General features: G+C 51.0%; 19 protein-coding genes and 1 pseudogene. 6 read left to right on the top strand and 14 right to left on the bottom strand.

What is annotated here, in order from left to right:
- Positions 1-4: 4 nt before the first annotated feature.
- From V7775_RS15080 to V7775_RS15095, 4 genes are all read right to left on the bottom strand, one after another.
- Positions 5-1,333 carry a TRAP transporter large permease gene (locus V7775_RS15080; RefSeq protein WP_335752733.1) on the bottom strand — a complete coding sequence of 443 codons (1,329 nt, stop codon included), beginning with the start codon at positions 1,331-1,333 and terminating at the stop codon, positions 5-7.
- A gap of 12 nt (positions 1,334-1,345) precedes the next feature.
- Positions 1,346-1,858 carry a TRAP transporter small permease gene (locus V7775_RS15085; RefSeq protein ID WP_335752734.1) on the bottom strand — a complete coding sequence of 171 codons (513 nt, stop codon included), beginning with the start codon at positions 1,856-1,858 and terminating at the stop codon, positions 1,346-1,348.
- A gap of 117 nt (positions 1,859-1,975) precedes the next feature.
- Positions 1,976-3,124 (bottom strand): TRAP transporter substrate-binding protein, encoded by a 1,149-nt coding sequence (locus V7775_RS15090; RefSeq protein WP_335752735.1) that lies wholly within the window; start codon positions 3,122-3,124, stop codon positions 1,976-1,978.
- 22 nt (positions 3,125-3,146) lie between these two features.
- On the bottom strand, positions 3,147-3,332 hold the full coding sequence (locus V7775_RS15095; RefSeq protein ID WP_335752736.1) for a hypothetical protein: 186 nt from the start codon (positions 3,330-3,332) through the stop codon (positions 3,147-3,149).
- Positions 3,333-3,513: 181 nt separating this feature from the next.
- Here V7775_RS15095 and V7775_RS15100 point away from each other — a divergent pair, with 181 nt between their 5' ends.
- Positions 3,514-4,536 carry a LacI family DNA-binding transcriptional regulator gene (locus tag V7775_RS15100; RefSeq protein WP_335752737.1) on the top strand — a complete coding sequence of 341 codons (1,023 nt, stop codon included), beginning with the start codon at positions 3,514-3,516 and terminating at the stop codon, positions 4,534-4,536.
- Between the two features lie 131 nt (positions 4,537-4,667).
- Here the strand turns inward: V7775_RS15100 and V7775_RS15105 are convergent, their stop codons facing one another.
- The 3 genes from V7775_RS15105 to V7775_RS15115 form a co-directional block, all read right to left on the bottom strand.
- Positions 4,668-6,086 (bottom strand): pyridoxal phosphate-dependent decarboxylase family protein, encoded by a 1,419-nt coding sequence (locus V7775_RS15105; protein WP_335752738.1) that lies wholly within the window; start codon positions 6,084-6,086, stop codon positions 4,668-4,670.
- Positions 6,087-6,720: 634 nt separating this feature from the next.
- On the bottom strand, positions 6,721-7,029 hold the full coding sequence (locus tag V7775_RS15110; protein WP_335752739.1) for a hypothetical protein: 309 nt from the start codon (positions 7,027-7,029) through the stop codon (positions 6,721-6,723).
- A gap of 453 nt (positions 7,030-7,482) precedes the next feature.
- Positions 7,483-7,932, bottom strand: a complete 450-nt coding sequence (locus tag V7775_RS15115; RefSeq protein ID WP_335752740.1) for a hypothetical protein — start codon at positions 7,930-7,932, stop codon at positions 7,483-7,485.
- Between the two features lie 432 nt (positions 7,933-8,364).
- On the opposite strand from V7775_RS15115, the gene V7775_RS15120 reads away from it, so the two are divergent.
- Complete coding sequence (locus V7775_RS15120; RefSeq protein ID WP_335752741.1) at positions 8,365-9,609, top strand: adenylate/guanylate cyclase domain-containing protein; 1,245 nt, start codon at positions 8,365-8,367, stop codon at positions 9,607-9,609.
- 355 nt (positions 9,610-9,964) lie between these two features.
- Here V7775_RS15120 and V7775_RS15125 read toward each other — a convergent pair whose 3' ends face one another.
- Positions 9,965-10,378 carry a GFA family protein gene (locus V7775_RS15125; RefSeq protein WP_335752742.1) on the bottom strand — a complete coding sequence of 138 codons (414 nt, stop codon included), beginning with the start codon at positions 10,376-10,378 and terminating at the stop codon, positions 9,965-9,967.
- Positions 10,379-10,468: 90 nt separating this feature from the next.
- Between V7775_RS15125 and V7775_RS24840 the strand changes: the two are divergent.
- A pseudogene (locus V7775_RS24840) lies at positions 10,469-10,543 on the top strand (hypothetical protein); the annotation flags it as partial.
- Between the two features lie 7 nt (positions 10,544-10,550).
- Entirely contained in the window at positions 10,551-11,177 is a 627-nt protein-coding gene (locus V7775_RS15130) for a helix-turn-helix transcriptional regulator (RefSeq protein ID WP_335752743.1), read from the top strand.
- A gap of 143 nt (positions 11,178-11,320) precedes the next feature.
- Here the strand turns inward: V7775_RS15130 and V7775_RS15135 are convergent, their stop codons facing one another.
- From V7775_RS15135 to V7775_RS15145, 3 genes are all read right to left on the bottom strand, one after another.
- Entirely contained in the window at positions 11,321-11,953 is a 633-nt protein-coding gene (locus tag V7775_RS15135) for a tyrosine-type recombinase/integrase (protein WP_335752754.1), read from the bottom strand.
- Between the two features lie 208 nt (positions 11,954-12,161).
- On the bottom strand, positions 12,162-13,013 hold the full coding sequence (locus tag V7775_RS15140; RefSeq protein WP_335752744.1) for a DJ-1/PfpI family protein: 852 nt from the start codon (positions 13,011-13,013) through the stop codon (positions 12,162-12,164).
- Between the two features lies 1 nt (position 13,014).
- Positions 13,015-13,656, bottom strand: a complete 642-nt coding sequence (locus V7775_RS15145) for an NAD(P)H-dependent oxidoreductase (RefSeq protein ID WP_335752745.1) — start codon at positions 13,654-13,656, stop codon at positions 13,015-13,017.
- A gap of 95 nt (positions 13,657-13,751) precedes the next feature.
- On the opposite strand from V7775_RS15145, the gene V7775_RS15150 reads away from it, so the two are divergent.
- Positions 13,752-14,147, top strand: coding sequence for a winged helix-turn-helix transcriptional regulator (locus tag V7775_RS15150; protein WP_335752746.1), 396 nt, complete (start codon positions 13,752-13,754; stop codon positions 14,145-14,147).
- Positions 14,148-14,345: 198 nt separating this feature from the next.
- Here V7775_RS15150 and V7775_RS15155 read toward each other — a convergent pair whose 3' ends face one another.
- Positions 14,346-14,687 (bottom strand): hypothetical protein, encoded by a 342-nt coding sequence (locus V7775_RS15155; protein ID WP_335752747.1) that lies wholly within the window; start codon positions 14,685-14,687, stop codon positions 14,346-14,348.
- Entirely contained in the window at positions 14,680-15,654 is a 975-nt protein-coding gene (locus tag V7775_RS15160; protein ID WP_335752748.1) for an alpha/beta fold hydrolase, read from the bottom strand. Before V7775_RS15160 ends, V7775_RS15155 begins: the two co-directional genes overlap by 8 nt.
- A gap of 101 nt (positions 15,655-15,755) precedes the next feature.
- On the opposite strand from V7775_RS15160, the gene V7775_RS15165 reads away from it, so the two are divergent.
- Positions 15,756-16,355 carry a TetR/AcrR family transcriptional regulator gene (locus V7775_RS15165; RefSeq protein WP_335752749.1) on the top strand — a complete coding sequence of 200 codons (600 nt, stop codon included), beginning with the start codon at positions 15,756-15,758 and terminating at the stop codon, positions 16,353-16,355.
- A 402-nt stretch (positions 16,356-16,757) separates the two neighbouring features.
- Here the strand turns inward: V7775_RS15165 and V7775_RS15170 are convergent.
- The coding region (locus V7775_RS15170) for a hypothetical protein (RefSeq protein ID WP_335752750.1) at positions 16,758-16,958 on the bottom strand (201 nt) is incomplete at its 5' end.

Below are 16,958 nucleotides of genomic sequence, written 5' to 3' on the forward strand. Positions count from 1 at the left end.
GGTCCTACTTAAGAATATCAGGCAGCAAGGTTGTTGAAATTGCTGGAATATAAGCGATCAGCAACACGACAAAGAACATGCAAAGTACAAAAGGAACGGCGCGCGCGGCGATTTTTAAAATCGATTCACCTGTAATGCCCGAGACGACAAACAGGTTAAGCCCGAGCGGTGGCGTGATGAAACCTACCCCGAGTGCTGTAATCATCATGATACAGAACTGGATTTCGTTCATGCCGATGTTATCTGCGAGTGGTGCAAGAATTGGTGCAAGGATCACGATGTTAGGCGTCGTTTCCATCACACAACCAGCTGCGATGAGGATACCGATCATCAGCAGAATTAGAAGCCAAGGCTCGTTTGTGAGCGAGGTCACAGAGGTTACAAACCCTTGCGGTACACCCATGATCGCCAGTGCTTCAGCCAAGGGGGCCGAGAATGCGATGATCGGCAAGATCACACCATTCACCTTGGCAGAACTGACCAACATCGCTGGGAAGTCAGCCAATTTAAGGGTACCAAGAAAGAACCCCATCAAAATTGTGACCACAACTGCGGTGGCACCAGCTTCGGTTGGTGTAAGGCGGCCAGAGAAGATGCCATAAAAAATGATGCCGGGAACGATAAACGCGTACCAGCCAGATTTGAGTGAACGAAGCAAGTTGGTGCCCCACTCAGCAAAGGACATGTTGCCGCCACCCTCGTAGCCGTAGATGCGGTTGACGATCAGGTTTGTAATCAAAATTGACAGCAAGATTGCAACGCCGGGAATAAGGGCTGCTAGAAACAATGTGGACGCCGATATGCCCAACACAAGACCGATGATGATATATGCGATGGACGGTGGGATTAGGATGCCAGTACAAGCCCCTGCCGCCACAAGCGCACAGGCGTAAGGGCGTGGATATCCAGCTTCAACCAGTCGTGCGATCGTCATACGCCCTACCGCTGCAGCGCCCGCCGCGTCAGACCCCGAGATGGCCGCAAACATGCCACAAACCAAAACTGTGGCAGAGCCAAAACCGCCCTTAGTAAAGTTGGTCAAAGCCTCGGCTACATCCAAAAATTTTCGCGACAACCCGGTACGGACCAGCACGTCACCAGTCAGAATGAACAGGGGAATGGCGGTAAGAGCAAAAGCATCGATGCCAGAGAAAAGGCTTTCACCAACAAGGCTGAGCGGTAGATCGCCGGACATGTACAACATGGTAATCGCGGCGGTACCGATGGCGGCCCAAACAGGTACCGCTAACGCAATAAGCGCAACGAAAAGGAGCACTGGGAGGTAAAAGTCCCAACCTAGTTCGACAGTCTGTGCAACTTGGTTCCAAAGCATCGTTACGCTCCCTTAATCAAATAATGTGTCGCCCTGATAGACGGGTGTACCGTCCCTCAGGCTGCGAAAATCACGGACGAACGATTGCAGTAGGCGCCAAACAATCAGCGTAAATCCCAGCGGCACAGCCATCAAGAACCACACCTTTGAGATGCGAAGCCCGTCAGTCACCGAACCAAACTTGGCCGAGATATGTACTGTTTCGTATGACCAGTAGAGCGCAATACAAGCGACGAAGAACATCACCAGATCGCCAAAAATGTATAGAACTGCTTTTGGGCGCGGTGACAGGTAGTGCATCGCGACGTCAATACGGATGTGCGCGCGTTCTTTGACGGCAGCAGCAGCACCAATCCATGCAAGATAGATAAATGAGTACCGAACAATTTCTTCCCCCCAAATCGAGGAATAAGAAAACACTTCGCGTCGCAACACTTCGATCGCCATTGTAATGACCAGCATCGTGTAAAAGGTCAAAAGCAGCCAGCGTTCGGCGTCGCGGTCAATTCTTTTTAGAAAACCCATTGTTCATCCTAACTGTTGGCCAAACGAAATTCATCCACGCAAAGCATGGGTGTGCTCTAGTTCGGTCAGAAAAGGGAAAGTGCCGGGCGCAACTTCTGCACGCCCGGCTGGAAATGTTTACGCGTCGTGTACGTAATACTTACCTTGTGTGCTGGCCGCTTCTTCCATTTTGTTGAAAGCGTCCATTGAGCCTGCAAGCTCTGTCTTGAAGCTGTCCCACTCGGCCAACTGATAGCCGCCCACAGATTTCCACTCGTTCAGCTGATCTTCGCTGAGGCTGTGGAATTGCACGCCTGCTTTAGCCAGTTCAGCCATTGCGTAAGAACGGGCAGACGGTACCTTGGAAAGGTTTTGGTGCGCTGTCATTTCAGAGCCCCACATGATGCCTTCTTGAATGTCGGCAGGCATGGAATTGAACCATTCCAGGTTACATGAATACACTTGGCTGTCTGGAACAGCTTGCGTGAAGGTCACGTGTGACAGGATGTCCTTGAAGCCAAAGACATACAATGCGCCAACGGATGGATCGAGCGCATCTGCAACACCTTGTTTAATCGCTGAAGGTGTTTCACCCCAAGCAACTGGCGTCGGGTTGGCACCAACCATACGGTAATACTGCTGCAACATCTTGGAACCTGGGACGCGGAATTTAACGCCTGACAGATCAGATGGGCTAAGCACGGCACCAGCGCCGCCTTTGCGTACGGCGACAACCCGTGGATCAATGTTCACATAGAACAATGCCTTGAAACCGGCTTCTTCGACTTTCGGGTGCACATTGGCGTTCCAGAAGTCAGAGTTCACAAGGTTCGTAAAGCGTTGGTTTGAACCACAAAGGTATGGCATGTTGATCAAGTCAACTGTGGACGCGAAAGGCGCGAAGTTAGAAACAGAGTGCTGCGCTGCCTGAATGGTGCCGCCCTGTACTTTTTGCACAAGATTGCCGCCTGAACCCAGCTGGCCACCCGGCGCAAGTTTCACATATACTTTGCCGTTTGTGGCGTTCTGGATGTTCTCTTTAAGGTCAAGCTGCATGATCGGATAGCTGCGTGACGCACCCAGTACATAGGCTGTGCCGATGATCATGGTGTGCTCTGCTGCTTTTTCGCGATCGCGTTCTTCATTGGCGGTCTGGGCTGCAGCCTCAGAAGACCAAAGCATGCCTGCACCACCAGCAACCATCGCAGCAGTAAAGCCACCCGTTGCTGTCAATTTAAGGAAATTACGGCGTGCCGCCGAAGCCAATTCTTTAATTTCATTAGTCATAGTGCTTCCTCCCAGAAGATCGTTAGCTGCCGTTTTTATCTTTGTGGTCAGCTTCTTTTTTCAAAATTGCGACAACGAATAAGATTGACGCCGCCAACAGAACCAACATTTCACCCACGTCGCCTAGAAAGGCGGAATCTGCAAAAGCACCCAATGCGACGTTCGCAAAGTAGATGGCAAAAACAACAACGGACGCTGCAAGAAACATATCGAACTCCCAAATGGACGAATCGGTTCACATTACCACTGTAAGCGCTTACATTTACTTTAAGCAAGCGCTTACATTTACTTCAGGTAAGTACATTCAGTGGGGGCAACTGATCTATTTGATCGTTTTCCAATTCGCTTCATTCTGATATAAGAAAATTGAAAATACGGACAAGGCAAACATGCAGGCTGACCGATCCATCCCAACACTCGACGATGTCGCTAAAGCCGCAGGTGTTTCGACAGCGACAGTTTCGCGCTGTCTAAACCTGCCCGAGCAGGTCGCAAAGACCACGCTGGATCGTGTCCTGAAGACAGTCAAAGACTTAGGTTACACACCAAACTTTGGCGCACGCGTCATGGCCGCCAAGCGGACATTCACCATCGGTGCAATTATTCCCACTATGGAAAATGCAATCTTTGCGCGTGGGCTTCAGGCCTTTCAGGAAGAGCTGCGTAACCATGGTTATACATTACTTGTTTCTAGCAGTGCGTATCGACCAGATGTGGAGAAGGACCAGATAAAGGCCCTTGTTGCGCGGGGGGCCGACGGGCTGCTTTTAATCGGTTACGATCGCGAGCCAGAGATTTACAAATACCTCGAACAACAGAAAGTGCCTGTGCTTATCGCCTGGGCATTTTCAAAAGATCATGATCAGCCTTCTATCGGTTTTGATAATCGCAATTCGATGTGTGGCCTGGCCGACCAAGTGATAGCACACGGCCATCGGCACATTGGTGTCATCTCTGGCATCACAGATGGCAACGACCGCGCATCACAACGACTTGAAGGTATACGTGATGCAGTTCTAAAAGCGGGCAATAATCCTGATGATTTACATGTGGTTGAGACGGATTTTGGCTTTCAAAATGGTGCTGAAGCAATGGACATACTGCTTCAGGCCAAGCCTTGCCCTACAGCAGTTATGTGTGGGAATGACGTGTTGGCAGTAGGTGCATTACGACGTGCAAAGGAGCTTGGAATAGACGTGCCAACCGATCTATCGATAACAGGGTTCGATGATATTGAAATTGCGCAAATAGTAGACCCCAGCCTCACCACGGTCCATGTTCCACACCGTGAAATGGGTCGCAAAGCTGCCACTGAACTTGTTGAAATGGTTGAACGCAGAAGTGATGGTGTTTCTATTGAATTGGACACTTTCTTGCAGCTGCGAAAGTCATTGGTTTCGCCATCTAGCTAAGTCTGGGGCCTTTTCTCTACGTTCAGCGCGGTGCCTAAAGAGTATAGTTTTCCTGCTTGGCCTAACGACCGAAGATCGATGAAGGTCATCAGATGCGTTTAAAGCTCGCGGCTAAAACATTGCCAATAATGCTATTTCCGTCGTTTTACTGCTTTCTCAACAGCTATAATTGATTGGCGAATATTGTCCGATGTGGTGCGATGATTAACCAGCGCGGCACGAAGGCATGGCCTTCCTTTAATAAAGGTCGTCGAGAATACAGCTTCGCCACTGATCTGAAGCTCAGCAGCTATCTCATTCACGTCACCATGCGTGACGTAGAAACAGCAAACATTGGATGACACGGGGAATGAAAGTTCTAACACGTCAGATGCCTGAACCAAATCAGCCATTAGAGATGTCTGCTTACAATTGTCAGTAATGGATGCCGAAAAGGCCTTGGTTCCAATTGCCTTTATTGCTGTCCATACCTTGAGAGCCCTAAATCCGCGTGACAGTTCAAGTCCGTAATCACAAAACCACAAGTCGCCGCCGCCCAACCCTTCTTCCTGTTGTTCCAGATAGTTAGGGCGCGACGTAAATGTGTCAAAGTGCAGAGTTCGATCATAGATCATGCAAGCACCGCAATCATACGGCACAGACATCCATTTGTGAAAATCGCAGGAAATCGAATTGGCCCGCTCCATCCCGTCAGTCAGTTGCTTCCAAGGGTGCTCCGCCAGCTTTGCCCAGAACCCAAACGCAGCATCCACGTGGAACCAAATATCTTGTTCTGCGCAGAAATCTGCGACGGCGTTCAGCTTGTCAAAAGACCCGGTGTTCACTGATCCAGCAGTGCCGATGACGGCCAAAGGAACCCGGCCCGCTGCTTGGTCTTCGGCCACAGCCACGGCCAACGACGCTATGTCCATACGCATATTTTCATCTGTATCGACCACGTGGATTGCATCCGTGCCGTACCCCATCACCTCAAGGGCCTTGCCAATGCATGAATGGGTCCCGCGACGCACGTAGACAGCGATCTTTGGGAGCGATTGAATACCCGTCTTTCGGACGTCATGACCAAACTGCCTATTGCGCGCGGCAGTGAGCGCCAAGATCGTCGCTTGTGATGTTCCTGTGGTTAAAATGGCCGAAGCCGTCTTAGGCATGCCAGATACACCAAGCAACCAATCTAACGTGGCACGTTCCACTTCGATCGCTCCGTGATCACGGCCACCGCAATTACTATTCATTGTGGCCGCCACCAATTCGGCTCCAACTGATACTGGCAAACCAGCGCCATGCACCCAGCCGAAGAACTTTGGATGGGTGTTGCCAGTCGCATAAGGCATAATGTCTTTCGCTAACTGGTCCAAGGATTGTGCAGAACCAGCCCCTGTTGTCGAGTCGTGTAAAGATAACCGGTCGGCAAGATCGCTTGGCATAGGTTGCCACGGTAAATCCCTAGCCTGCTTCATACGTGCGAGGCATTGGTCCATCAACTGATGCATGTCGTGGCTGAAATCGTCCCAGTTTTCCGGATCAAGATGAGTGCCCTCTGAAGTCATAACTGGTTCTCTACTATAGGTTAATTTAACGACAGCATTAGAGCATCCAGAAACCTGTCCGCAACACCACACAATAGAATTTCTTTAATAGTCAACCACAGCTGACTAGATTGCCGGAAAGCTAGGCGCCACTTGTCTAAACAATTTGGGTTTATACGGTCTTGCTGCGACGTGAGCTCAATTGGATTTCAACAATCAATCGTGATTGCGACGTACTGGACGCCGACCTTGCGAAAGTTGGCATAAACGGTGATTTTGTTCGGCGGTCGACGTTTTGCCCAACAAATTGCTGCAAGATGAATGAATGGCAGCAATGCGACAGCTGCAGATCGCCACGGATGGAACCGGTGAATAAAGGCTTTGGGCGGTAACTTCAGAGCCTATTTTGCCTGTTTCCCCAAAGCGGACTTTAGCTTCGGCACAGAATATCGGGAAAGTGGGCTCAAAGCAGACCTTAGTAGATGTTGTTTTCTTGGCGTTGCAGCTTCCCGATTGCAGACATTCATCAGCAGTGCAGCATTTGTATCAGATATCGACCTGTTTGCCAGTCGGTCGCCTGAAGCCCAACGTTACCAAGGACACGGTCGCCCATGCTTGAGATAGGGCGCAATCTAGATTTTGCAGGTGCAACTTCTTAACAGGTTCCCGTTGCTTGCCCCCGCGCCAGTTCTTGTTTGTCAGCATACACCGCACCCGGCACTCTGGGTTCATTATGAGCTAGAATAACGCCGGATAAATTCGCAAAACATCGGCAATCGATTTCGTTGGCCTGCTCTAGACAATAGGTGAGTTCCTGACTGACCGTTTCGTCGAATTTAGTTTGGCTGATGCCGGTCATGCCTGCATTGCCCCCGGTCGTTAACGGAGGGGCTAAAGAGACTCCATAGATCGCAGCTCCACCCGCTAAAACCACGTAAAGGTAGAAACGATAGTCATTGGGCATGCGCACAGTCCTCTCATCAGAGATAGAGCCTAGCGACAATATCTTAAGATCAGATTGAACTGTAGTTTTGCCGGAGTTAGAAGCGGGCGGCCCAAAGCCGACCTTGGTGGCTTTGATATTGTATCGGCTTCTTCGGTTCTTTCAGAACAGCACTATTCACTTATTAGGTGAGGGGAAATATGGTGTCTGCATGTCTGCTTTGGGCTGGGAGCTGCCGTTAGACGCCATTCTGATCAATGGCAGCTTTGCGCAGAAAGTATACTTTGCAAAGTAGCACGAACGGCCCAAAACTACCGTTCGCGTTGGTCCCGCACGCTGCCGCGCAACTTTCCCGAAGCAGACATTGATACGTTGCTGCAGCATTATTGAGGTATTAAGGTCTGTTAAGCGGGACTTAGTTGCCATCAAGTATAAAACGGCGGAAGTCTGCTTTGTAGATGACAGTTTCTGCGTCTAGTCAAAAATACTACCGAGATTTCCGAGAATGCTGATAAGCAAAGCTACACCGCAAATCAGGATTGCTAACCAAAACACATATTGCATGACAAGTGTCGATATGCCGACCCCTACAGCCAAATATGAAAGCCGGTGTGGTTCGTTGCGGTATAGCCCTACGCCGCCAAGTATCACCGCGAGCCCAGCTACGCAGAGCGCCCCAGTTGTGATGAATTGACCAAAAGAATTCGGTGGCGGAGTGGGCTCTGGAGCTGCACTCCCTGATAATGCACGCGCGGCCGACTGCTTAATGTCAGCTGCAATCTCTCCAATGACAGAACCGCTACTCTTTTCTTGAGGTTCAAAAAGTGCCGAGAGTTGAATGAGGATAACGACAAGACTTGCGATGCCGAGCAAGAAGCCAATCAACCCGAATTTTGCAGGTTTTTCTATTGTCATTTGTTGCATTAAAATATTCCTTCGACGTTCCACTGGATTTCAATAAATGACAGATTTGACCAAATTATGACATTTGAACCAATCTGTATCTTTGCCAATTTCCAGGGTCTTTTTCCCTATCAAGCACAAAAGCAGCCATTGGTGTCGAACGCAGCATCATGCGCTTTGGGCTCAAATTTGGCGTTCGCTACGATTGCACACAAAAACGGAGTCGAGGCGTGAAGCCAACGTCGGCACAACGGACAAAGGGTGAATTCGCCGCAGCGCGGAATGCGGTCGTGCGTCTGATCATCGTCATTTTAGTGAGCGCGCCAGTTTTCGATGGGTCAGTTTCCGCCAAATAATTCTTTGGAGCATAACACAAACTGCTTGTAGCGTAGTCTGAACTCGAGAGAGACTGAAAACTCCGTCAGTATGAAAACCAGAAAGCCTGTTCCCAGAATGACCAACAATACGCTGAATTACGACAGGGTCGAAGATCCAAGGGTGGATGAACTTTCTACTTGGCTGGTTCAGGAGGGGATTCTTGGTCATCCGCAAATCGACATTCTTGAAGCTTATTGTCAGAAGCTTGTGGCGCTGGGTACACCCCTGATGCGGGCCCATGTCACAATGAATGCGCTGCATCCGGTTTATGGCGGTGTTGGCTTTGACTGGCTCAATAGCGAAGGGCCAGTGAGGCATGAGTATGAACACGCGACACAATCCCCAGATAATTGGCGTGCCAGTCCTTTTTTTCATATGCTGTCTCACGGGCTGGCAAACTACCGTGAACGGCTCTGTGGAACGAATCACTCCAGTAGCTTTGCATTGCTAAATGAAATGAAAGCCGTGGGAGCGACCGACTATTTTGCTTCCGCCGTTGCTTTCAGCGGGTGGGAAGAAGGAACCCCTGTGGCATTAGAAGATGGTATTGAGGGAGTGATGATGTCTTGGATGTCTCACGCAGCCGAAGGTTTTTCCGAACGTGATATTATTCTGATCCGAAAGACCTTTCCGGTCCTGTGCCTTACCCTGAAATCTGGATCAAACCGGCATATGGCGGAGGATCTTTTAGGAGTTTATTTGGGGCGCGACGCCGGTCAGCGGGTACTTTCAGGGGAAATACAGCGCGGCTCGTCTCATTGGATTGACGCAGTGATCTGTTATTTTGATTTGGCTGGTTTCACGAGCATGTCTCAGCAGATTGAGGGCGAAGCTTTGCTTGCGATGCTGAACGACTATTTCGGCATAGTTGTTAAAAAAATCGAGGGAAATGGCGGGAATGTTCTAAAATTCATGGGTGATGGGTTACTGGCAATTTTTGACCGCCATCAGCTTTCCGACGCCCCACAACGTGCACTGAGAACGACTGAGGCACTGGAGCAGGAAATGGCTGATTGCAATCTGGCACGCATCGCCAGGGGCCTGCCGACACTAGGTTATACAATGGCGGTCCATGCCGGGCCGGTGCTTTATGGCAACATGGGCGGGGATGCGCGTCTGGATTTCACTGTGATTGGCCCAGAAGTAAATCTGGCGGCCCGGATTTCAGCGATGCACCAATCTTTAGGTCAGCGCATCGTCATTTCCCAAGCCGTTGCCCAAGATATCAACCATAACGCGTTTGGTCTGATTTCTTTGGGGCGCTACATGCTGCGCGGCGTCGACCAACCGCAAGAGTTGTTTACCATTTTCAAAGACTGATTGGCACAATTGACCAAGCCTGCTGGAGCAAGAGGCAGGGTCGTTTCGAGCATGCTTTGAACTAAAACATAGCACGCTCACCGATGATGGAACCATAAGATGCTGTTGTGAGAACGAACGTCCGCAATGTGAAAACTGCAAAGCTGCATCTGGTCGCTCGGTCAACGGCCGAAAAGGGCCGTCCATGTCAGGATGATTTTGCTGCACACGCAAAATGCTGCGGGACGGCATTCGGTAAAGAGGGCTCTTTGCTGCCGTTCTCCGTAATTGCAGAGGTCGCTTGATGCCAATTGGATGATTGAAGGTCTGCTAAGCGGACAAAGTGCCCTTTTGATAGAACAATCTGAGGGTCCGCTTACGCCTTTTCTGGATGACCGTTGTTCTGAGGGGCGTCGTCGCAGATGTTATACCATGAAGGTTTTTCACCAACGAACTCATGGGATTGGTTCGTGAGATCGATATCTCCATCAAGGGCATTTGCCGCGATTGGGAAACTGTCTTCAGTGGATAATATCTCGCCAAGTGACGTGCCGCAAACTTTGCAAAAACATCGTGCATAAATGTACGGGCCGGTCGGTTCAAAAGCCTGAACATAGTCTTTACCTGTAATCCACCTGAGGTCTTCCTTTTTCACAAATGCGATGGTGCTTGCGCCAATCTTACGACACCTTGAGCAGTGACACGTGCCAACAAATGACGGCTCATTAGTCAACTCAAATTGGACCGCTTTGCAGCAGCAACTTCCCTTTATCATAGTCTTCCCTCTCATGTTTCAACGACCTTACTCACACGTTTGCTTGGAGATATAAATATGGCATGCTGACAGCATCATGGCAGCATTCAACACGAGGAACTGTTTTTGCGAAAAGCCGAGCGATTATTCGAAATTGTCCAACTTCTCCGCCTTGCGCGAGAACCGATTTCTGCACAGCATATTGCAAATGAGCTGGGATCATCCAAACGGTCCGTATATCGCGGCATTAAAGGCGCAAGACGTCCCCATCCGAGGAGAAGCTGGCGTCGATTACGTCCTTGAAAAAGGATTTGATATGCCGCCGTTGATGTTGACGTCCGATGCACTGAATGCAGCTGTTTTGGGTCCGCATTGGGTTGCAAGTAGAGGCGAGCCAGATTTGGCAAAAGCCGCTCTTAACTTACTTGCCAAGATCGAAGTTGTCGTACCTGAACGCCTACGGGCACACGTGTTGGAACCTGCTACGAGTATCGCACCTGTTGTTCCAGCCTTTGAGTTCGTCAATTTCTCATCCCTTAGAAATGCCATCCGTAGGCATCGAAAGATAACGTTGGTATACGAAGACGGTTCAGGAGGGTGCACGGCGCGCGTGGTCTGGCCAATTCTACTTGGTTATCGGGACGCAGGACGCATTCTGGCGGCTTGGTGTGAACTTCGAAGTGGCTTTCGTTACTTCCGCACGGATCGTATGATTTCGGCGGATACTCTTGAGCAACGGATACCAGAAAATGCGCTGGCTTTACGCACACGTTGGCGTTCCGCAATGGATCAAGAACGGGCTGGCTACGTAAACCAACCCCAAGAGGACGGATGACTGTCTCCATCTAAACGGTTCTCTAAAGCCGCCATCTATGCGCGGTGCAGCATTCGCCCCTTTGGGCTCAGAGCGGTCATCAGAGGACGATTGCTGCATGGCTGCTTACGGAAGGCGAACGGCTTGTGCCGCTCGCCTAAAGTTCAAATGTCGATCTTCTCAGCAATGCTTAGGGCATCTTCGACTTCGACGCCCAAGTACCGAACAGTGCTATCGATCTTTGTGTGGCCAAGAAGCAGTTGTACTGCTCGCAAGTTCCCAGTTTTACGGTAAATTTCAGCGGCCTTCGTCCTGCGCATTGAGTGCGTGCCGTAGCCACTGGGTTCTAAGCCAATCGCTGCGGCCCAATCCCTGACAAGTCGGCCGTATTGGCGTGTTGAAATGTGGGGATGGTCGTGGAATCGACTTGGAAACATGAAGCTGCCTCTCAACATTTCTGGACTTTTGACCCAGTTGGCAACGGAATCACGCGTATTTTCAGTCAGTTCAAACTGAACAGGCCGCTTTGTTTTACTTTGCACCACCGAAACACGTTCGCGCACTTGATCAGCATTTACGAGGTCGCTCACCTTGAGACATAACAAATCGCATCCTCGCAACTTGCTATCGATCGCGACATTAAAGAGCGCCAGATCTCGCAAATTGTTTGCCAGTTCGAGACGCGCTCGGATGGTCCAGACCTGTTTTGGTCGCAACGGGCGCTTTTGCCCGATGATGCGACCTTTGTTCCAAGCTCGTTGTTTGGGGGTGATTGCTGGAAGCTGTACTTTAGGCATATTCTGCCCTCCATACCGCCCTCCAAACCCAAGCGTCGGCATCGCGCTGACGATGGATAATAGCACGATTGCTATGACTGCTTTGGACTTATCATATAGGTGTACCATGCCGCGTATGCATCAGACCGCTTCGAGCCCAATCCGACTGATGCTGCAAGGCGCACGAAAGTCGGCAATGTGCCTTGCGATCAGTTTCGAGCTTGCGCATTTATTTCAGCAATGTTTCCGAAGCCAGTCGGCCAAAAGCATTTGCGGCCTTGGGGCTCGCGCCCGTAATCAGGCGACGATCAATATGGCATGACGCATCGGCTTTTGTGTTGGTGATCTGCACGCCCAGAGCAGTCAATTTCTCACACACCCACCACGGCATCGGGCCTGGCAAGTAGCCGATCATGGGGGTTTGTTTGTCGACCGAATCTGGGAACACAGTCATCTTGTATCCTTCATACAAGAACCCTTTTTCAGTCTTCGCGGACAATAACGCGGCTGGGCCGTGACAAAGAGCCAGTGTGAATAGGTCCCGTTCATGCGCCCAGTGCAGCACTTTCCCGACATCCTCATTGCCGGGAAGCCCGAGCATCGCACCATGGCCTCCTGGGATGTAGACGGCAGCATAAGGTGCCTCATCATTCATCTTGTGCGCGACAAAATCCGCAAGGCTGCCCGGATTTGCAAAGGCATCTGCATAATCACGATAGAGCCTTTTTACGTCTGCATCATCCGCAGGCATCGCCCATTCCTCGATCGCGACGGGAGCGCCGGTTGGCGTCACAATATCAATTTCAAAACCCGCGTTCATGAGATGAAGCATAGGCAGGCCCATCTCGACGGGATGGTTACCCGTAGAGAACTTTTTGCCGTTAGCCATCGTCATATTGCGTTCTTCGGTGCAGATCATCAGCACGCGATTTTTGGGGCCCACGTAAGGTTTGGCATAAGCCCCACCATCGTAATCCGTGGTGGTCGATGTGCCCAGTTTGATTGCCAAGGGGGACGGGCTGAACGCCCCATCGGTTGTGGGTATTGGTGTCGCGCGGAAGAGCTTGCGTAGAATGCTCATATCAGTTGACCTCAGTGACGATGGTATCGCGGGACTTGCGTACTTTGCCCATTGGCAGCAACCAATCACTGCCCTCGTCGCGGTAGCCCAGAGGCAACAACACAACCGACCGCAAACCGCGCTCTTTCAGGCCAAGGATCTTGTCCACGGCATCGGGATCAAAGCCTTCCATCGGCGTGCTGTCGACCTCTTGCTCGGCGGCGGCGACCAGTGCAATGCCCAATGCGATGTAGGCTTGGCGCGCGGCATGGGCGTAATTGACCTCCGCCTCACGCGGCAGGTAATTGGACTTCAGATTGTCGTAATAGGCGTGCAGCATCGGAAGGTCGCCCCGTGCCGCTACATTGAGGTCGACGACGTTGTCGATCCGTTCGGCCGTGTAATTATCCCAAGCCGCAAAGGCCAACAGATGCGATCCATCAGTTATTTGCGCTTGCCCGCCAGCAGCCTCAGCGATCTTGCTGCGAATGTCGGGATTGGTCACAACAAACAACTCGAACGGTTGCGTGCCACTGGATGTCGGGGACATGCGGATCGCCTCGACAATCGCATCCACCTTTTCCTGCGGTACAGCTTTGGACGGGTCCATTTTCTTGGTGGCGTAGCGCCAGTTCAAAAGGTCGTTGAGTGGTTTCGCGGTCATATGCCTGATCCTATTGTCAGCGCCCTATTTGGGCAGTATACATTTGTAACCGACTATCTATGAGGAACCATCATGCGCTGCAAGAAGGCACATTTATGAACCTCGGTCACAAAAAGGGAACCGCCATGCTGGATGACAAACAATGCCCCGATTGCAAACGCATCAATGAAGTGCTTTCGCGTGTAGGTGACAGGTGGAGCGTGCTTGTTGTGATCTCTTTGGCCGAATACGGAACGCTGCGGTTTAACGAATTCAAGCGCAACCTTGGCATCTCGCAGCGGATGCTCAGCCTGACCCTGAAAGAGTTGGAACGAGATGGCCTTGTGAACCGAACTTATCACCCGACAATCCCGCCAAAAGTTGAATACAATCTAACTGATATGGGTCAGTCCTTCCGAGAGCCTGTCAGTGCCTTGGGCTATTGGGCACTGGAAAATCTCGCCCTGATTGATGCTGCGCGACAGGCATACGACGAGAAAGCGACAAATTAACCAACTCACTTGATGCAAGCCCTGCCAAAGCAGCCCTTCGCATATAACGCAAAGATGGCAGAAAACTACCGCACAGTGGACCACGAAGCGCGGAGCATTGAACGATAGCAAAGAGACGAGAGTGACCGATGCCGCGCAGTGTAAAAAGATCGGTCTTGCTCTTTATGCATCATGCTTCTTGAGCGTTGAGACGTCTCGTCAGACTTGCCGGCCTTTCTCGAGCCAGAGGGTATGGGCTATCGGCCATTCGGGAATCTTTGTCGTTTCAAAGCCATACACTTTACCGGTCGCAAACGATTTGAATGCCTTCATTGCCTTGAGGTGTGCACCCTCAGAAAGGTAGGCCAGCATTGCCTTGCGAGACGTCCAAACAGTTAACGTGTGATGAACGCCATTGATTGTGCGTGCATCTGCCGAGAGGCATCCATCCGCTGCCTTTGCTTGCGACATCGATGCGGCTGCATGACGCCAAAACGTCGGCGCATGCCAGACTCTTTTCAGCTGCAATCCGGTAATTGAGACATAGAAAACGTCAGCCATGCGTATCGCCCAAGCGGTATCCGCCCGTGATCCAGTTTTGGACCAGTTGGGTAAATTCCTGATCCTTGTCCTGATAACAGAAATGGCCGCAGTTTTCAAAAATGGTCAAGGCACTCTTGGGGAGCCGTTTGTGCAATCGCTCAGCATTGTCGGTTGTCAGGAAAGCGTCTTGATCACCCCAAAAAACGTGGACCGGCACATCGAGTGCATCCAGATGGGGATCAATCGCTTTGGAGCCTTCCGGGTAATGCTTGAACCATGAGCAAACCTGTCCGATCCGCCCGCTATAGGAAGCTACATAATCTGCGACTTCCTCTGCTGATGGGCTGTAGTGCAAATACCCAAGCTGGATGGCACCAGCAATGAATGCGCGCGCGCCCGTCATTTTCACCATCGAACGCCAAAATCCGGAATGAATGATCTTGGTGACAAGGCTCCCGTTGTCCGAAGGCAGAATGCCCGGTCCATCCCCGAGCAGAATGCTTGCCGCGTTGTGATCGCGGTGAATGACATAATGCAGCGCCACTGGCATCGCGATATCAGGGGCAACAATATGAATGTCCGTCAGGCCCAGTTCCGAGATGAATTTTTCGAGGAATGCGCTTTGCGCCTCAAAAGTCATAAAGCTCATGTCACCTGCGCTGCGGCCAAATCCCGGCAGATCGAGCGCGACCAAATTGGCGTCAACCGCAAGAGCGCCCCAAACCTTATCATAGCAAAGGATGCTCTGTGGTAGTGGGCTCAGAAAAAGCGCGGTCGGACCGTTCGGATTACCAGCACGCGCAAAGCGGATATCCACACCGTCCAAAGTCATGCGTTCTGGCTTCATCGCAAAACGCGCCGGGGTCGCGCTGATTTTTGCTGCCCCTTTCATACGCAGACGCCGCACTTTGAAGAACTCAGGCGTAATCATCATCAGGCTTGCCGCGTTTATGCGGCCCAGCATTCCAATCGGATCTTTTGGCATCGAATTCAGGCTCCTGTAGGGTGTGTGGTGTTTTCCATATTTATTTCGTAACTATGGGTACGTAAGATATGAGTCAACTTTAAAGTACCTTGAGGTCCGAAATGAAAAAGGCAGAAAAACGAGGGCGACCAAAGACGCTGGAACGCGAACACGTTCTACAGACCGCATTGATGCAATATTGGGGTGTCAGCCCGACCGACGTTTCCATCGGCGAGATCTGCAAATTGACAGGCGCGTCAAAACCCGGAATCTACCGCGAGTTTGGAAGCGATGATGGCTTGAAATGTGCAGCACTTGAGAGCTACCGCAGCTTGGCCCTGTTGCCATTATTCGACATTCTAAAACGAGATCAGAATTTTGCGGCTGCAAAGGCCGCCTTGGTGGCGTTTACAACGCAAGACCGGGAGGCGCTCGGGGTTCCGTCAGGTTGCCTGTTCGTCGCAATGCGCGCGCAGCGCGATAGCCTTGGGTCAGCTACAGGTGAACGCGTGGATCAGCTTCGTGATGAGGTGTTGGACGCCTATATGGTTTGGATCGAGACCGCCAAATCCAAAGGGGAGTGCAGTGCTCAAATCCCAACTGATGCCGCCGCGCTGTACTTCGACGCTCAAAACGGTGGGGCAATGCGGATGCAAAAAGAAGGGGTCGATAAGGCCACAATCGCGACCGTTCTCCGGTATGCGTTCAAGATGATCGAGTAGAGTGGCAAGACATTTCGATCAAATCACGCCGCCTCGAATGTGACCAAAGCAGACCTTCTTAGCAACCCCAGCGAAAGCACACTTTGTCCGCACTGCAGACCTTGACCCTGACCGTGCCGAAGGTCCGGTTTGGGTCAGTATTGCGTGACGCCGTTTATTGATAACATTTAGAAATTCCCAACCATCAAATCAAAGGTGCGCGACGTTCCACACCTCGTTGGAGAGGGAACATATCGACAAAAAGTTAAAGGCGGATCCTGGGGATCCGCCTTCTTTGGTTCTATAGCCTTACAGACTGCAAAGTCCGATGTGACGCTATTTAGATCACCGGCATTCAATAACCCGCAAAATTCGCCAGAAAACCCGTCTTTTGTCGCAAAGACGGACTTTCGATGTCGAACATCAATGCACAAGAGCCAGAAAAACCAATAGCATGCGCACTGGTTGATTTTCGTTTCTGATACAGACAACAAAAAATGAAGGAAAACAGGGCCTTCTCGTTACGCAATCATAAGTTGAAAAAGAAGAAGCGTGCGCAAAAACCATATACAGCAACAATTCATTGATGCCGCCATTCAGACCTGCTTGACCACTGCCCGACAG

The organism is Sulfitobacter sp. (assembly GCF_036960155.1).
Lineage (GTDB): Bacteria > Pseudomonadota > Alphaproteobacteria > Rhodobacterales > Rhodobacteraceae > Sulfitobacter.